16 protein-coding genes are annotated in these 15,189 nt (G+C 67.8%); 12 read left to right on the forward strand and 4 right to left on the reverse strand.

The window, feature by feature from the left end:
• Positions 1-16: 16 nt before the first annotated feature.
• A complete protein-coding gene (locus GWK61_RS14540; RefSeq protein WP_194908900.1) occupies positions 17-460 on the reverse strand; it encodes an NUDIX domain-containing protein in 444 nt (147 codons plus the stop codon).
• A 48-nt stretch (positions 461-508) separates the two neighbouring features.
• Positions 509-1,867 (reverse strand): NsdA family TPR-like regulatory protein, encoded by a 1,359-nt coding sequence (locus tag GWK61_RS14545; protein WP_194908881.1) that lies wholly within the window; start codon positions 1,865-1,867, stop codon positions 509-511.
• A gap of 232 nt (positions 1,868-2,099) precedes the next feature.
• Between GWK61_RS14545 and GWK61_RS14550 the strand changes: the two genes are divergently transcribed.
• The 8 genes from GWK61_RS14550 (at position 2,100) to GWK61_RS14585 (ending at position 8,829) form a co-directional block, all read left to right on the forward strand.
• On the forward strand, positions 2,100-2,735 hold the full coding sequence (locus tag GWK61_RS14550) for a hypothetical protein (protein ID WP_194908882.1): 636 nt from the start codon (positions 2,100-2,102) through the stop codon (positions 2,733-2,735).
• A gap of 124 nt (positions 2,736-2,859) precedes the next feature.
• The gene (locus GWK61_RS14555; RefSeq protein WP_194908883.1) at positions 2,860-3,270 is read left to right on the forward strand and encodes a hypothetical protein; all 411 of its coding nucleotides are present in this window, start codon (positions 2,860-2,862) and stop codon (positions 3,268-3,270) included.
• A 391-nt stretch (positions 3,271-3,661) separates the two neighbouring features.
• Complete coding sequence (locus GWK61_RS14560; protein WP_194908884.1) at positions 3,662-3,850, forward strand: FxLD family lanthipeptide; 189 nt, start codon at positions 3,662-3,664, stop codon at positions 3,848-3,850.
• A gap of 70 nt (positions 3,851-3,920) precedes the next feature.
• Positions 3,921-6,110, forward strand: a complete 2,190-nt coding sequence (locus tag GWK61_RS14565; RefSeq protein ID WP_194908885.1) for a lantibiotic dehydratase family protein — start codon at positions 3,921-3,923, stop codon at positions 6,108-6,110.
• Positions 6,107-7,210, forward strand: a complete 1,104-nt coding sequence (locus tag GWK61_RS14570; protein ID WP_194908886.1) for a lanthionine synthetase C family protein — start codon at positions 6,107-6,109, stop codon at positions 7,208-7,210. Before GWK61_RS14565 ends, GWK61_RS14570 begins: the two co-directional genes overlap by 4 nt.
• Positions 7,211-7,294: 84 nt before the next feature.
• Entirely contained in the window at positions 7,295-7,705 is a 411-nt protein-coding gene (locus GWK61_RS14575; protein ID WP_194908887.1) for a hypothetical protein, read from the forward strand.
• Positions 7,706-7,708: 3 nt separating this feature from the next.
• Entirely contained in the window at positions 7,709-8,209 is a 501-nt protein-coding gene (locus tag GWK61_RS14580) for an ATP-binding protein (protein WP_194908888.1), read from the forward strand.
• A 38-nt stretch (positions 8,210-8,247) separates the two neighbouring features.
• The gene (locus tag GWK61_RS14585) at positions 8,248-8,829 is read left to right on the forward strand and encodes a helix-turn-helix domain-containing protein (protein WP_323747565.1); all 582 of its coding nucleotides are present in this window, start codon (positions 8,248-8,250) and stop codon (positions 8,827-8,829) included.
• Positions 8,830-9,387: 558 nt separating this feature from the next.
• Here GWK61_RS14585 and GWK61_RS58500 read toward each other — a convergent pair.
• Entirely contained in the window at positions 9,388-9,516 is a 129-nt protein-coding gene (locus tag GWK61_RS58500) for a hypothetical protein (RefSeq protein ID WP_267254263.1), read from the reverse strand.
• 178 nt (positions 9,517-9,694) lie between these two features.
• On the opposite strand from GWK61_RS58500, the gene fxlM reads away from it, so the two are divergent.
• Together fxlM and GWK61_RS14595 are read left to right on the forward strand one after the other, a co-directional pair.
• Positions 9,695-11,773 carry a methyltransferase, FxLD system gene (fxlM, locus tag GWK61_RS14590; RefSeq protein ID WP_194908890.1) on the forward strand — a complete coding sequence of 693 codons (2,079 nt, stop codon included), beginning with the start codon at positions 9,695-9,697 and terminating at the stop codon, positions 11,771-11,773.
• A gap of 154 nt (positions 11,774-11,927) precedes the next feature.
• Positions 11,928-12,881, forward strand: coding sequence for a hypothetical protein (locus tag GWK61_RS14595; RefSeq protein ID WP_194908891.1), 954 nt, complete (start codon positions 11,928-11,930; stop codon positions 12,879-12,881).
• Positions 12,882-13,210: 329 nt separating this feature from the next.
• Here the strand turns inward: GWK61_RS14595 and GWK61_RS14600 are convergent, their stop codons facing one another.
• Positions 13,211-13,954 carry a hypothetical protein gene (locus tag GWK61_RS14600; protein WP_194908892.1) on the reverse strand — a complete coding sequence of 248 codons (744 nt, stop codon included), beginning with the start codon at positions 13,952-13,954 and terminating at the stop codon, positions 13,211-13,213.
• A gap of 307 nt (positions 13,955-14,261) precedes the next feature.
• On the opposite strand from GWK61_RS14600, the gene GWK61_RS14605 reads away from it, so the two are divergent.
• Both GWK61_RS14605 and GWK61_RS14610 read left to right on the forward strand, forming a co-directional pair.
• Positions 14,262-14,759, forward strand: a complete 498-nt coding sequence (locus tag GWK61_RS14605; protein WP_194908893.1) for a hypothetical protein — start codon at positions 14,262-14,264, stop codon at positions 14,757-14,759.
• Positions 14,760-14,852: 93 nt separating this feature from the next.
• Positions 14,853-15,189 (forward strand): hypothetical protein (locus tag GWK61_RS14610; RefSeq protein ID WP_194908894.1); only part of this gene is annotated, 337 nt, incomplete at its 3' end.

Below are 15,189 nucleotides of genomic sequence, written 5' to 3' on the forward strand. Positions count from 1 at the left end.
CTAGCGAATTGCGTGATTACCAGCCGGAGCAAGTGATACTCGCGGCGCCGGTGAGGTAGGCGGTGATCGCGTCGAGACGGTCGGGTACGAACGTCCTGGAAGGAACCTCGGCGACGTCGACCCACTCGACGGCGGAGTGCTTGTCAGGCTCCATGTTCATTGGCTCGCCCGACCACCGCTTGGCCGCGAATACGACGGTCAGGAACCCCGACGGGGACTCAACCCCCTGTGATCCGTGGATGACGTGCGCGACTTCGAGATCGTCAGGGGTGACGATCAGCCCGGTCTCTTCCTTCAGCTCCCGGACCGCCGTCATCGTCACCGGCTCTCCCGGCGCGTTCTTGCCGATTGGCAGGTCCCAGCAGCCGCGGGCGAACTTGGCCTTCGGGCCGCGCTGGATCAGGACGATGCGCCCGTTGGTAACGTCGTGGACGATTACTGCCGCGACGAGCAAGGTCATGGATTCGGTAGCCGGTGGCAGAGGTGGCTGGCTCACGCGGGGATCCTTTCAGACATCGGCCTCGCGGATGCGGCGATCCAGCGCGGACGCGCCGGGGACGCCGCGTCGCCGGTAGTAGGCCAGGGTAGGCAGGATCGAGGTCATGGCGGCTGCTCCGCGGCCCGACGACATCCCCTCGGCGAGGTCGAGCGCGGTGTTCCACGAAGCCACGGCCTCGTCGGCCCTTGCCTGGGCTGCCAGGCAGTCGCCGAGGTCGGCGTGGGTGAGCATGTGTACGCGCGGGAACTGAACCGGGTCCCAGGAGCTGAAGGCGGCGCGGTGGCGGGCCTCGGTTCCTGCGTGGTCCCCGATCGCGGTCAAGGTGCGGGCGGTGTGGGAATCGACGGTCCCGCCCGCGGGGCCGGCCAGGGCTGAGAAGGATGGCTGGGCCTCGCCTCCGTCGCGAGCGAGTGCGTCCTCGGCGTCGAGGAGCGCTCTGGCCACGTGCGGGCCGTTCCCGGTTGCGGCGTGGGCTCTGGCCTGCGTGATGTGGAGCAGTGCTTCGGTCGCGCCGTCGAGGTACATCCGTCCTCGTCGTAGCGCCGCGTCGATCAAATCCGCGCAGTGCTTCGGCTGCTTCATGCTGAGCGCCTGCTGTGCGATGGCGCGCATCATCCAGGCCGTGTGTGCGTGCGGATCTGCTTCGACAGCGAGTTGGAAGCCGAGCACGTAGTACTTCTGGGCGGCTCCTTCGTGTCCGAGGTCGTGGTGCTTCCACCCCAGCAGCCAGGCGAGTTCTGACACAGATCCGAAGGCGCGCTGGCGGCTACCCTCGTTGGCGAATCGGCCGGTGAGCATCGGGGCTGCGGTCTCGGCGAGGTATGCCGCGACTGTCGACAGGCCGTGTCCGCCGCCCAGCTGTTCGTCCGCCGCGCAGAACACGGACGTGATGGAGTGGACGATCGAGATCTCCGCGTCACCGACGCGGTTGCTGCCGGTTCTGGCGGCAAGCATCCGAGCCACCGGTTCGTGGTCATACCCGATTGGAAGGGCGATGTCGACGGAGGTGTAAGTCGCGGCTGCGAGGTGGTGGCGGTGTTCGAGGTCTGCACGGCCAAGAACGATGGCGGTGCCGATGGGCTCTGCGCCTGCCAGCGTCGGACTGTCCGCCTCGCGTAGGCCGAGCTGCGTGCGAGTCATCTGCCGGCCGCATCGTCTGGACAACGCCTCGGCCAGATAGGCGGCGGTGCGGTCGGCGGGCTCGGTGCCGGCGACCCAGTGTGCGACCGCGGACTTGTTCGTGGACAGGACTTCACCGTTCTCTGCAGCGATCCGGCGCACCGCACGCGCTACGGCCTCGTATCCGATGCCGGTCTCGGCGATGACCTCGCGCAGGCGCTCATTGGGCTGGCGTGACTTCGTGACCATGGCGGTGGGGGTCCGTCCGGGGGGTTAAACCGTGTAAACGCTCTGGCTTGCTCTCCACTGTAGTTGCGGCCAGCACCTCTTCGTTTACTGGTGGTGAGCCAAGACGGCATACAGAAGGCACTCCGCGACCTCTTGCGAGGCGCAAGAAGGTACACCGGTGGGAGTCGAGACGGACATGCGATCAGCGGCACCTTCATGGAGCGCTACTCACCGTTTACGACAGGAGCCTGCGATGGACACGAATCTGGCAGCCAAGCCAATGTCCGCGCGCGCATGCCGGTCACAGCGGCCCGCGGTCTTCCTGCGGATCGTCAACGGCTCCGGCGCCGAGCTGCTGCGATTCGACCGTGCCGAGGCGCTGCTGAAGCAGATGACAGCGCTCGCGCTGCCGGTGCGCGGCGATCTGCAGCACGGATACGGCTGGCAGGTTGCTGGTGCTGTCCCACGCCGGGCGGAGTCGATACTCCCTCTGGCTGCGCCGACCTGGCCGGCGACTCCTTTCTCAATGCCGGTGGTCATGGAGCTGTGGTGGGACCCGGGTGAGGACGGCTACCGCCAGGTCCGGACTTTCACCGGGTTCTTCAACGACCCGTATGAGACCTACCTCGCGGTCTGCTGCCTGTGGGGCACCGAGGAAACCGGTCGCGGGGCGAGAGCCGCCTACATCTACAGCCCGGACCGCACCACGCTCTACCGCGTGGACGAGATGGCCAAGACCTGCTCGCAGCTGTCGCCGTCCACGATCGCCATGCTCGCGGCGACCAAGCGAGACCGGTCCACCACCGATCCGCTTCCCGATGAGCTCGAAGGAATCCGTGTGCTGGGAGGCAACAGCACCGCACAAGCCGGTGTGCTCGCTAGTCCCTGAGACGGACGAGCACACCGATCCACCGGGCGGCCCGCGCGGTGCACCGACGATCCCCCGACGCCGGAGCGCCGAGGTGAAGGGGCGTGGGCCGCCCGCACCAGACCGCGATTCTAAGGAGGAGAACGTGCCGCCCGAGGCCAAGCCACTTGCCAGCCGCGCCGAGGCTTCGGACGCCACCCAGGACATCACTGCCGAGCGGGAGGAGCACGGCGGACGCTCCAGAGCGCCCATCCACAATCCGGCCGGCATCCTCAACGCCAACGTCTCCGCATTCGGGCACCGCATGGTCGCGGGTATCGCCGCAATCCCCGAGCTGCCTAAAGAGCAGGACCGAGAACCGTGGAAGGGCGCCGTCGCTCAATTCGATGCCTTCGCTGCGGGCCGGGCACACGCAGCCGAGGAGACCACGGACCAGACGATCGCGACCGCCGTGGCCGCCGCCGTCGAGGTCCGCACCGCCATCCGCGCCGGGCACGACATCGTAAGCCGGATCGCAAGCGTGCAGCTCGTCGGGCCGCAGCACGGCAGGTTCTAGCGATGAAGACACTAGTCGTGGTCTCGAGTCGAGGACGGCACGCCCGCCAACGACCAGGCGTGATCATCCTCGGACCCAGACGGCTGCTACCGGCTCCGGCATCAGAACAGATCCAGGAGATCGGACTCGGCTCACGCCCCGGCGACAAGGACTGGCTGAGACGCGAACGCGTCTTCACCGCGGACTACGACATGGGCAAGTGGAGGCCGTCCACCTCTTCGGACCTCGTTAGGGACGCGCGATAGCGCGGCCGACCAGACCACCGTGCCTGCTCGTGACCCGATCTCCCGCAGTCATCTGTGGTCGGGCAGGCGCGGTGCATCAAGACCACGTGGTTCGCAAACCGCAGGCCACGGGCGCACAACCAACAACCAGAACAGGAGCAAACCGCATGACCACCAGCACCGAAACCATCGAGCGGCCCGCCATCGCCGCCTCCGCCACCGACACCGAGAGCCCGTTCGCCGACCTGGACATCACGTTCCTGGAGACCGGGCCATCCGCGGCCATGCTGGTCGCCTCGACCGACGACAACTGCGGCAGCTCGTGCCCGAACGCCTGCACCACCTCGTCCAGCTGACAACCGTCGCGGGCCGCACCGACCGGTGCGGCCCGCCCCACCGCCGCGCGATGGAAGGAGACCACTGACGATGTCACCCCGCTTGTACCGCAGTGCCGACGCTGTGATGCTCCGGGCCGCCGCGCGTGCTGCCGTACCAATCCCACCGTGGCCGGTCGCGTGGGACGGGCAGCGCGAGGTCACCGTCGAGCAGTGGCGCGCCTGGCTGGCCGAGGTGTGGTCCGACCCGGCGACGGCCGAAGCCGTGCAGTACGCCAGCCCTGTGCTGGCCGAGCGCGTTCAGGCCGCAGCCGACGGAGCCGCGCTGTCCGCCAAGCGTGCGCGTAGGGTGGCTCTCTCACTGGCCGGGTACGCCGTGCGCGCCAGCTCGCGCGCAACCCCGTTCGGCACGTTCGCCGGCGTGACTACCGCGGCGTTCGGCCCCGCCAGCGGCGTTCGAGTCGGCCTACAACACCGTGCCGAAGGCCGAATGGACCCGGTCTTCCTCCAGGCCGCCATCACGAGACTGGAGTCGGACCATGTCCTGATGGCCGAGGTAAAGGTCTGCGCCAACACGTTGTGCCGCATCCACGACGACCGCCTGATCGCCCCGGCGTCAGGGACCTCAGAGTTCTCTATGCGGCTCACCGAGGCCCTCAAACTTGTCCTGAAAGCTGCGGTCGCCCCAATCACCTGCGGGGAGCTTGCGGACAAGTTGGCCGCACAATTCCCAACAGCCACCGCCGGGCATACCGCTGAGCTCCTGGAAGACCTTCTGCGTCACCGAGTCCTGGTCTCCGGGTTCCACGCACCGGCCACCGACCCGGACCCGCTCGGTCACCTGCTGACGGTCCTCACCGCAGCCGAGGCTGATCGTTCGGCGTCCGCCGCCGCACTGCTGCACGAGCTGGAAGACGTTCGCCAGGCCATCGCTGGGATCGCCGACGCCCAAGGCGCTGACGAACGCAGCCAGCGCCGCCAGGCCGCGCTGTACGCCATGAACCGCGCGATTCCCGAGGCCGGAGGGCACCTGGACGTCGACCTGCGCATGGACATCGACGTGACGCTTCCCGCGGAGGTCGCCTCCGAGATCGAGGCCGCCGCGACCCTGCTGACTCGCCTGGCTACCTACCCCGCCGGGACACCGGCGTGGGCGAAGTACACGGCGGCGTTCGCCGACCGGTACGGCGAGAACGTCCTGATCAGTGTCCTGAATCTGACCGAACCTGACACCGGCCTGGGATTCCCGGTCGAGACGGCCCCAGCGACCTCCGACCGCGACCGCGCTCTACTCACCTTGGCCGGGACGGCCGCGCTGGAGGGGACCCGTCGGATCAGACTCACCCCAGACCTCGTCACCTTCTTGGAAGCCGCGGCGGGCGGACCGGCGGGCCAGATCGGTCCGCACCTGGAGATGTGTGTCCAGGTCCTCGCCGCATCGGCTAAGGCGATCGACCGCGGCCAGTTCCGCATCCGGGTTCTGACCGCATCCCGCGCGGCCGGGGCCATGGCCGGCCGATTCCTTCCCCTGCTTGACCCCGACGACCGCCTGCGGTTCACGCGACTGTACGCGGGTCTGCCGACGGTGCAGGAAGGTGCGGCTGTCGCGCAGCTGTCATTCCCTCCTGCCCGCATCGCCGCCGACCTGATGACCCGCACCATGCCGATCCTTCCGACGGTCATCAGTGTCGGCGAACACCGCCCCACCCGCGGGGTATTGCGGCCCGAAGACCTCGCGGTAGGACTACGCGACGGCAGGCTGTTTCTGGCTTGCCACGCGACTGGACAAACCGTAGAGCCGCTGGCGACAACGGCGGTGAATCTCCGTATGCCCGTCCATACCACGCCGCTGGCCAGGTTCCTCGCCGAGATCACACGGTCCGGGTGCGCTCAGGTCACGGGGTTCGACTGGGGAGCGGCACTCGCGTTGCCGTTCACTCCCGAGCTTCACGCTGGACGCACGACCCTGATCCCGGCTCGGTGGCGGGTCGAGGCCGCCGAGCTTCCCGGACGCCAGGCAAGCCTGACGGAGTGGACGCGGGTGCTGCACGCCCTGCTTCACCGCCGCCGCGCACCGCTGCGCCTGACCCTCGCCGAAGCCGACCAGCACCTCCTGCTCGATCTGGAAACCGGTGTCCACGCGGCGCTGCTTCGCCAAGCCGTCCATCGTGCTGGCCGCGCCACGCTCCTCGACTCTCCGCCATCAAACGGCAACGGATGGATCGGCGGCCTGGCCAACGCCCTGCTGGTTCCCATGATTGCGACGGAGGACAGACCATGAGCGGCGGCGAGGCCCGGCAGTGGCCGGGACAGTCGCTGGCCGAAGGCGCGGCCGGAATCGCACTGCTGCACCTGGAACGTGGCGACTTCGACCGCGCCAGGGCCCTCATCGACCGCGCGGTATCCGGCGGCGTCAGCGTCGCCGCCAACGCCAGCCTGTTCTACGGCGCGCCAGCCCTGGAGTTCGTCCTGTCGGCAGCCGCCGCGCAGGGCTTGGCCGTCCCCGCCTTGAGCACGGTCCAAGCAGCCACCGACCGCATCGTCACCGCGCGTCTGGAGGCGGCGGCGGATCGTCGGTCACGTGGGGAGCTGCCGAACCTCTCAGAGTTCGACCTCATCAGAGGCCTAGCCGGGCTCGGAGGGCTCCTTCTGGCCCGCGGACCGGAGACCCCGCAGCTTGCGGACGTCCTTTCTTACCTGGTCGACCTCACCCGTCCGATCCGCGACGGCGGCGAGGAGTTGCCGGGCTGGTGGGTCCCGACCGGCCCGAACGGCAAGCCCACAAAGGAGTTCCCCGGAGGGCACGGCAACAACGGGATGGCCCACGGGGTGGCCGGGCCGCTGGCGCTGCTCGCGCTCGCGATGCGCGCCGGGGTTGAAGTTGCCGGGCACCGCGAGGCCATCGAGCGGGTCACCGCCTGGCTGGCCGTCTGGCAGCGCCCGTACTGGGTCACCCGCGAGAAGATCCGTACCCGGCAAGTCAGCACCGCGTCGGCACGGCCCTCCTGGTGCTATGGCGCGCTGGGCCTGGCACGTGCTGAACAGCTCGCGGCTCTGGCCTTGGGCGACCGCACCGCCGCTGCGGCGGCCGAGAACGCAGCCTACGCGGCCCTGATGGACCCGCACGTTCGCGGCCTGACCGTCGACGACTCGCTGTGTCACGGATGGGCTGGACTGATCGCCACCGCCGCGGCGATCGCTGAGGACTGCCCCGAGCCTACGTTCCTGGCAGAGCCCATCGCTGCACTCACCGACGAACTGTCCGCAGCCAACGCGCCGGCGAAGGGATTCCTGGAGGGCAGCGCCGGCACAGCACTGGCCCTTCATCGCGTGAACAACGCCCCAGCCACCGGCTGGGGTCGCGCACTGCTGATCGACTGACTACCGCACCAGGAGAAAACCTATGGAAACAAGCTTTTGCAGACGCGCGACCGCGACGGAGCCGATGTTGTCGCCGGGTGCGGTATGAGTCGCCCGGAGGACCTGCGAGCCTTTCTGGCCCAGCACAGCGACGGGCCGGTGATCGGTCGGGTGCCGGCGATATTCAGCATCACCGCGACCGCAGTTGAGGAGGAGTTCCAACGACGGCTTCTGTCCTCTGGCCATTCGAGCGGCTACGTGGCACTGCTGGGGCTGGCCGCGATGCTGACTTTCGACGCCGGGGATTACTTCGCCGGCGGTGCAGAGACGGAGGCGCGCCGTGACCAGAGTGAGTGGCACGGCTATCACCGGGGTCTTCAGACCGCGCTGGCCTGTCTGATCATGCACGAGACCGGCAGCAACCCGCGGCAGGCCGCGATGCAGGTCGCCGAGCACACCGAGACGCTGATCCGATGCCGACGGATCACCGAGCGGCCCTCCAGAGGGGGTGGGTGAGCCATGGATGTCTGGTCGAAGCAGTTCGCAGGGCGACTCGAATGCCTGGTGGAGGCATGGCGGTTCGCCGTCGCGGTGCTCGGCGACGGCGACGGCGACGGGGCGCGCACCGTGGCGCTGGTCGCCGACAAGGCGGCTGGCAACGCTATAAAACACACGGTTAGCGGCGAGACCGGTGGGGAGCTTGTCCTATGGCTGGCGCGGTTCGGGAACCGGTGCCAGGTGCGGGTCGATGACCAGGGAGCGCCCACGGCGCCCGCGGTGTACCCCGCCGAAGACCTTGACGACGCCGGGCGCGGCCTAACCATCGCGGACACCCTGTCCTCCACGTGGGGCGTGGATGGCGACGAGCACACGCTGGGTCTGGGCCGAAGCCGCCTTGGAAGCGGAAGGATTCGAACAGGCTCAGGCGATACCCGGGTCCAACGGTCCGGCCATGAGCCTGCCCCCGCAAGCGAGGGTGAAAAAACGGTCGGGACGACCACTGGCGACTGGGCGCGTTGATGGCAATACATGTTGACTACGCCGCGAAGCGGGCCCTGATGCGGATCGTCCGCGGCCTGAAGGCCGCCCGCCTGGACGCCGGACTGTCCCAGAACTCACTGGCCACCGGTCTGCCGGTGCGCGGCAGAGCGGTCTCAGAGTGGGAGACTCACATGGCAGAGCCGACGCTGGAGCACCTGATCCAATGGTCGCGTGAACTCAACCAATGGTTGGTCATCACGGGTCACGACAGCGAGCTGCGCAGCGGCCCGGTGAGCTGGTGGAACCCCGGCGAGTCATGGGAAATCTTCCAGCGGCGGCGCCTAGCCCTCCCGTTACGGAACCGCCGCCTGTTGCTGGGCATGGCGCAGGGCGAACTCGGTGAACTCGTCGGGGTCAGCAAGCACTCGATCCGACGCTGGGAGCTGGTGCGTGAAGCGCCGCAGCCGATCGCACACATCGTGTGGGCACAGCAGCTCGGCTATTCTGTGGAAATTCGGCCTATCGACGATGAGATTCCGCGCCTTCGGCGCACGGGGTTCCGCTTCGCCGAGATCACCGAGGCGCACTGTCATTCGTCGCGACCTTCGCGTTCCGCAGCGGAGGTGATATCCCACGTGAGGGCTCTTAATGCGAACTAAGACCGGATAGGCCTTCTACGTGCTCTATCATGTTCTCCACAGGTGGACTCAGTGTGCTGCGCGTGGAGGGCCCAGATGGAATCCGGCATCAACGATGAGACTTTTTGCGATGCTTAAAGTTGACGCAGCGATGGCGAAGCAAGTTTTAGCGCAGATCGTTGGCGAGCTACGGACCACCCGTCGCGATATCGGGATTACTCAGCTGACTCTGGCGCTCCGCCTATCAGTCAGTTGCAACAGGATTTGCAGCTGGGAGAGAAGGCGATCTGATCCCACGCTGGTATGGCTGACACGGTGGTCCCATGCGCTCGATAGATGCCTAGTACTTATCGGCCCGGATGGCGAGATACTGCTGCCTGAACGGCCGCCGTCGCCGCCAGGAAAAACCCGAGATTCCGTCGCGCTGTGGCAGCTCGCGGGGCCGTTGAAACGTCGTCGCCAGATGTTGGAGCTGAATCAGAAGCCTTTTGGTCGCATCGTTGGTGTTAGCGGATCCGCAATTTCACTTTGGGAGCTAACTCTTACACCTCCATCATCGATTACACAGATCGTTTGGGCTCAAAAGTTAGAGTGCTCGATTGCTCTGCGGCCCAAGGAGCTGGTGCGCACGGCGACGCTCCGGTCGTTGAACTGTTTCGCGTAGGCGGTGGTGGCTTCCTGAAGTTGCGCAACGTCCGCGAGCTTCATCCCTCTGATCATCGATTCCTATTAAGGGGCGGCAGGAATCCCCTGGCCGACGACGCCCCGACGGGGATTCATGGAAGCGGAGTCGGATCGGCTCCGGCCCCGCATCCCGTGAATAACTCCTCGGCCAACGGCTAGACACACGCTGATGATCGACTGACTTACCGCTTAGGGAGAACCGATGGAAACAACCACCTGGATACACACGACCCTGACGCTTGGCCCGCACGGCCTGACCCCGACCAGCGCCAACGCGGTGTCCGCGGCACTGGAATCGGCAATCGAGGACGGCGACCTCACCCGCTTCCACTTCCTGCGCAAAGACAGCGGTATGCGGCTGCGCGCAGCCGGCCCCAAGGCAGCCGACCGCCTGCCGTCCATCCTGGACACCCTGGCGAACCAGGATCTGATCGCGGCGTGGAGGCCCGGGGTCTACGAGCCGGAGGTCGAGGCGTTCGGCGGCTCCGCAGGCATGGACGCCGCTCACGACCTATTCTGCGCCGACAGCCGCACCATCCTGATCGGTCTCGCAGCCGAGCACGCCAGCGGGCCCCGAGCACGGGAGGCCGCCGTGCTACTGCTGTCCACGCTGCTGCGCGGTGCACGCTTGGACTGGTACGAGATCGGCGACGTGTGGTCCAGAATCGCCGCCGAGCGACCGCCTGTCACCGCGCCGGAAGGCGCGCGACTGGCGCGGTCCTGCGCCGCAGTGCAGTCCTTGATGCACGCCGACGCAACACAGGTGAAAGCCGGTCCCGGTTGGGACGCGCGGGTACAGGCATTCGCCAAGGCCGGAGCCCGCGTACGCGCTCTGGCCGATGACGGAGACCTAAGCCGAGGCCAAACGCGACAGGTCGGGTTGCGCGCGGTCCTGGCCCACCACGCGATCTTCGCTCTCAACCGGGCTGGCTTGAGCGGCGTACATCAGGCCGCGCTGGCGCTCCTGGCCAAGACAGTCGTGTTCTCACCGGCGTCTAACGTGTCGGCCCCTGACGCCGACGCCCCCACGGCTAGCCTCGTCCAGATGGAGTCCACCATCACCCCCACCGCCGCCGACCAAGCCTCCGAACTGCGCGCCACCCTGGTCCAGAATCTCAAGGACGCGGACGTTCTGTACGACCCGCGCACCGCCGAGGCGTTCCTGGCCGTTGAGCGCCACAAGTTCCTCCCCGGCGTCGATCTCGCCACCGCGTACGCCGACGACGCTGTCACCGTCAAGACCGCTGATACCGGCATCGCCATCTCCGCGATCTCCCAGCCCACCATCGTGGCGACGATGCTCCAGCAGCTCGACGCGCAGCCCGGAGAGCGCATCCTGGAGGCAGGCGCGGCCACCGGCTACAACGCCGCGTTGATCGGAAACCTGGTCGGCCCCAATGGGCACGTATGGACGATCGACGTCGATCAGGACCTCATCGACGGTGCGAATGCCCATCTGGCCGCAGCCGGGGTCGGCAACGTGACCGCGGTCCTGGGTGACGGTGGCGCGGGACTCCCCGCGTACGGTCCGTACGACCGGATCATTTTCACGGTCGGCGCGGGCAACGTACCGGCCGCGATCCTGGACCAGCTCGCGCCCGGCGGACGCCTGGTCATCCCCGTGCGTATCCGGGGCGGGGTGTCCCGCGCGATCGCGCTTCAGCGCGACGGCGACCAGTGGGTGTCGGTGTCCTCGGAGATGGCCACATTCATGCCGCTGCGCAAGGGCATCGCCGACGACGAACGCGTCATCACGGCCTTGAGCGAAGACGGTGGCGTGACCCTGCACACCTACGCCGAGCAGAACGTGGACACCACCGCGATCACCAAGGCGCTGGACTACTTGGGGTACGAGGTGTTCACTGGCGTGAAGTTCCGCAAGGGGACGACGTGGGAGTGGCTGAACCTGTGGCTGACGTGTGCCCTCCCCAGCGGCATCTCCCGCATGCCGACATCCGGACCGCTGGTCGAGTCCGGGAAGATCCGTCCGCAGTTCCCGTGGGGCTCGATGGCCGCCGTCGAGGCCGACACCATCGCCTACCTGTCTATGCGTGAAGGCCAGGACGAGTCCGGGCGCTTCTGGGAGGCTGCGGTCATCGGCCACGGCGCGAACGCCGCCGCGCTGGCCGAGGCCACGGGCGAGCAGATCCGGGCCTGGAGCGAGGGACATCGCGACACCGTTCCCACATTCCGCGTCGCCACCGGCCCCAGCCGGGAAACGCTCCGCGGCCGGTTCACGGTCGACAAGCCCGGAAGCCGGATCGCCCTGGACTGGGCCTGACATGCCGGTCGACGCGATAGCACACCGATTCCCGCTGGTGAGCCGGGTCAAGCCGCCGGGCCGGCCTCTGGCCGCCCGCGTCGCGGCCCTGGGGCGCACCCGGCGGGAATCGGCGCCGGACGACCACTACCAGCAGGTCGCGCTCGCCTCAGAGGTGTTCAACGTCGCCGCTCTCATCGCCTCGGACTGCGGCATGCCCCATCAGGCCCGCGACCTGTGCTGGCGTCAGTACGCAGTGTTCAACGCCGCCCGGCCGCTGAGCCCGCAACTGGCCAAGCTCGCGCTTCAGCCGGTGCTGAACATCCCCCGGCAGATGATCCGCGACGGCAACGGAGTCGGCGCGTACGACGTCCTCCAAGAACTGCTTCGCGCCGCACAGGAGCGTCGGCAGGCCGACGTCGCCGGGTACCGGATCGACATGGCCGACGTCACCCGCTACCAGGCGGGCCACCACGCGGTCTGCACGCAGCTGTGGGCTGCGCTCGGGGCAGATGGAAGCCGGGCTCTGGCACAGGCCGGGCGCTGGGGCGAGGCGGCGTCCGCCCTGGCCGCTCACAAGTTGGTCGGCAACAGGCTGCTGGACGGCCGCCAGATCGCCGTCATATCGCTGTTGGAAAGAGGTCTCGCCGATCAGGCTGCGGCGATGGTCGACGCCAGCGCCATCACCGAGTCCTGGGAGAAGACGGCCGCGGCGGTCCTGCGGGCCTACTGCGCTACCTGGATGCCTGAAGGCGATCGGCACGTCGAGGTCGCTGTGGGCGAGGCACTGACACTCGTAGAGATCGCCGAGCCCACGACGGTGGTGTTCCGCATACGCGTCGGGCTTACCGCACTCGACATCGCACAGGGCCGAACGTCGCTGGCGTCGCGCCTCCAAGCCGCTGTCATCGTCGCCGCCTGCACCGACGCCTATGCAGCACGAGAGGTTCTTGACCACAAAGCGAGCCGCGATTCAATGACAGCTCAAGACATCAAAGCATTGACTTCTATCGTTGACGCCTCTGGGTTCGGGCGGGGGGTGATGCCGCAAGAACAAGCGAGTCAGATGATGGAGTGCGTCGCTTCTGCGGAGGCCGATCTGCGCTCCCTTCTGGCCCAACAACGCTGATAGCCGGCCCCGAGAAGGGCTCGGTTCGCGTTCTGCCAGTCTGGTGTACGAACGAGCCGGCGGACCAGGACGTAGGCGGCGGCAGAGACGAACGCGATCGTCATACCGCGTAGCAGTGCGCTCCACCCCAGGAACCCCAGGTAGTCGCCAACCAGCCCGGAGAGCTTCACGTCTTTCCTGAACTAGTCGTGCTGCGACAGACTCGCTGGGCGGTCGAGGGCACCCGCGAGTTGCGGCAAATTGTGTGTGCGTTCGGGCGTGTCGCAGCTTGAGGCGCCCGTCCTCGCGTACGGTTTCGCAATGTACTCGCCGTGCAGACGTCTTGTCGCTCAGCGATCACGTACGTCGAGCGGCGATGTGCGACGGAGAAAATGCCGCCGCGAGTTGCTGCTGTTTAGCATCTGATGGCGCCGTGATCCGCCTCCGACGGCTTCCCGCATTCGGAGAATCGGTACGATCACCAACATCGCGAAGATCATCGCCGAAGACCGCCGCTCCCTTCCTGGACCGAAGTGTGCGCGCAGCTCCCGTCGTACCGCGCCGGCCTCCGAGGTAAGATCGCGGATGGTGTACAACCGCCGCGTGGCGGTCGTCGCGATGCCGTCGGCAGCATCGAGCTCGCGGTCGTAGTGGTCGTCGAAGACCTGCAGGAGACCCCCGAGGCGGACGGCGGCGTCTTGGTCGGCCGAGCTCATTGCGGGCCGAAGGAGCGCGCACAGGGCGGCGACTCCCCAGCCGCCCTTTCCAAGCGTGATCTCGCGGACGTCCGCGTTGCTGATCTCCGGACTTCGCTGTCGTGTGGATGCAATCTGCCAGGCGTGGACACGCCGGGCGATCTCGAACAGCGGGTCATCCCGACTCCGGCCCAGCTTCTCGTCGATCGTTCGGTACAGCGATGCCAGCAGCGCCTCCAGTTCCGACCCCGGGTTGAACCCGCGACCGTGGAACAAGACGTCGAAACGGATGTGCTCCCGGTCCTCCATCAAGTCGTCGTACAGGCGCGTGAAGGCTCCGCCCAGCACCGCCATCTCCGGATCGAACCGGACATGCGCCGCGCCGGCGTAGCTCCACATCGCCAGACCCACCTTGAACCCCGTGCCCAGCAGGCGTTGGCGCGCCTCTTGACGGAACACGGGATCGCCGATTCCCTGGTCCAGGAGCGGATCGACTGTCCGCTCGAACGCGCGGACCAGCTGGGGGATGTCTCGGGCCGCGTACCGGAGCAGTGCGGCCAGCCCGAGTGGCGAGGGAAGGCAGTGCACTGCATCGCGTCGCTGCGGTCGCACACGTGCCCCCGTTCTCCCGGCCTCAGGCCGGGTATGCAGCTATGGGACGGATTCTCATGCCAGAGGGGGGAGACGGTCGCCAATGAGCGCCGATATGGAAGTTCCCAGACTCGGGCCCGATCAGCTGCGCCCGGAACTCCGCATACCGCTCGCACCGGCACGCGGCGCCGCCGCCGCACTGCGTGCGGCTTTGACGTGGCTGGTCGTCCCCGCCTTCGCCGAGGCGCGCGGCGTCACGGTCCGCGCGGCCGCGATCGCCGTGTCGGCGGTGGTCGTCGGTCGATTCGCCTTTGTCGAGGGCCTGCGGCCGTGGCTGCTCGCCGCGGCCGTCATGGCGCTGGCGGTGTTGGCCGCCAGAGCGGTCGTCCTCAGCGTGGCCGAACGGCGCCAGCGGCGGTTCCAGGACGCCTGGCTGCGATCCCAGACCGACGCGCTTCGCGCCGCCTGGTTCGAGGTCGTGAGACTCACCGTGCTGCCCGTGCCGTCCGCCGCATCCACTGTCTGGGACGCCGTCGGATACGACCTGACACGACCGGAGGACGTGCGCGAGCTTCGCCTCAGAGGCTGTTGCTCAATCGAACAGGGCCGTTGAGCTGGGAAATCAGCGTCAGCTTGAGTGTGTAAGGGGTCGGTGATGGTGGCATAGCTTCCGGTGTCGGATTGCTCGATTCCCAGGAGGTCGCCGGTGGCTTCGACGGACAGCTTGCTGGATGCTCACGAGGTCGCGGTGCGGGCTCGGGTCGAGGAACTGCGGGAGCAGGCGGCGCGGGTGGGGGCGGAGCTCGGCGAGGCCGAGCTGGCGTTGGAGCACGTGGCGATCACCAAGGCGACGCTGGCGGTGGTGCTGGCCGGTGGCGGGCCTGATGGCGATGCCGCCGGCCGGCAGGCCGCCTCGGAGCGGGCCGCTGTCCCGTTCTGGAGCGTGGTGCTCGATGAGCGGGCGCTGCCGGCTGGCTATCGGGAACTGTGGGCGGTGCTGGTGAAGTCGCCGGACGGGGTGCGGTGCAAGGCGGCGGCGGTGT

The sequence above is a fragment of the Catenulispora rubra genome (assembly GCF_015356825.1).
Classification (GTDB): domain Bacteria; phylum Actinomycetota; class Actinomycetes; order Streptomycetales; family Catenulisporaceae; genus Catenulispora; species Catenulispora rubra.

What these genes read in the sequence shown, in the direction of transcription:
- GWK61_RS14540 (WP_194908900.1), bottom strand. Translation starts at nt 460, where the DNA reads ATGACCTTGCTCGTCGCGGCAGTAATCGTCCACGACGTTACCAACGGG.
- GWK61_RS14545 (WP_194908881.1), bottom strand. Translation starts at nt 1,867, where the DNA reads ATGGTCACGAAGTCACGCCAGCCCAATGAGCGCCTGCGCGAGGTCATC.
- GWK61_RS14550 (WP_194908882.1), top strand. Translation starts at nt 2,100, where the DNA reads ATGGACACGAATCTGGCAGCCAAGCCAATGTCCGCGCGCGCATGCCGG.
- GWK61_RS14560 (WP_194908884.1), top strand. Translation starts at nt 3,662, where the DNA reads ATGACCACCAGCACCGAAACCATCGAGCGGCCCGCCATCGCCGCCTCC.
- GWK61_RS14565 (WP_194908885.1), top strand. Translation starts at nt 3,921, where the DNA reads ATGTCACCCCGCTTGTACCGCAGTGCCGACGCTGTGATGCTCCGGGCC.
- GWK61_RS14570 (WP_194908886.1), top strand. Translation starts at nt 6,107, where the DNA reads ATGAGCGGCGGCGAGGCCCGGCAGTGGCCGGGACAGTCGCTGGCCGAA.
- GWK61_RS14575 (WP_194908887.1), top strand. Translation starts at nt 7,295, where the DNA reads ATGAGTCGCCCGGAGGACCTGCGAGCCTTTCTGGCCCAGCACAGCGAC.
- GWK61_RS14580 (WP_194908888.1), top strand. Translation starts at nt 7,709, where the DNA reads ATGGATGTCTGGTCGAAGCAGTTCGCAGGGCGACTCGAATGCCTGGTG.
- GWK61_RS14585 (WP_323747565.1), top strand. Translation starts at nt 8,248, where the DNA reads ATGCGGATCGTCCGCGGCCTGAAGGCCGCCCGCCTGGACGCCGGACTG.
- GWK61_RS58500 (WP_267254263.1), bottom strand. Translation starts at nt 9,516, where the DNA reads ATGAAGCTCGCGGACGTTGCGCAACTTCAGGAAGCCACCACCGCCTAC.
- fxlM (WP_194908890.1), top strand. Translation starts at nt 9,695, where the DNA reads ATGGAAACAACCACCTGGATACACACGACCCTGACGCTTGGCCCGCAC.
- GWK61_RS14600 (WP_194908892.1), bottom strand. Translation starts at nt 13,954, where the DNA reads ATGTGGAGCTACGCCGGCGCGGCGCATGTCCGGTTCGATCCGGAGATG.
- GWK61_RS14605 (WP_194908893.1), top strand. Translation starts at nt 14,262, where the DNA reads ATGGAAGTTCCCAGACTCGGGCCCGATCAGCTGCGCCCGGAACTCCGC.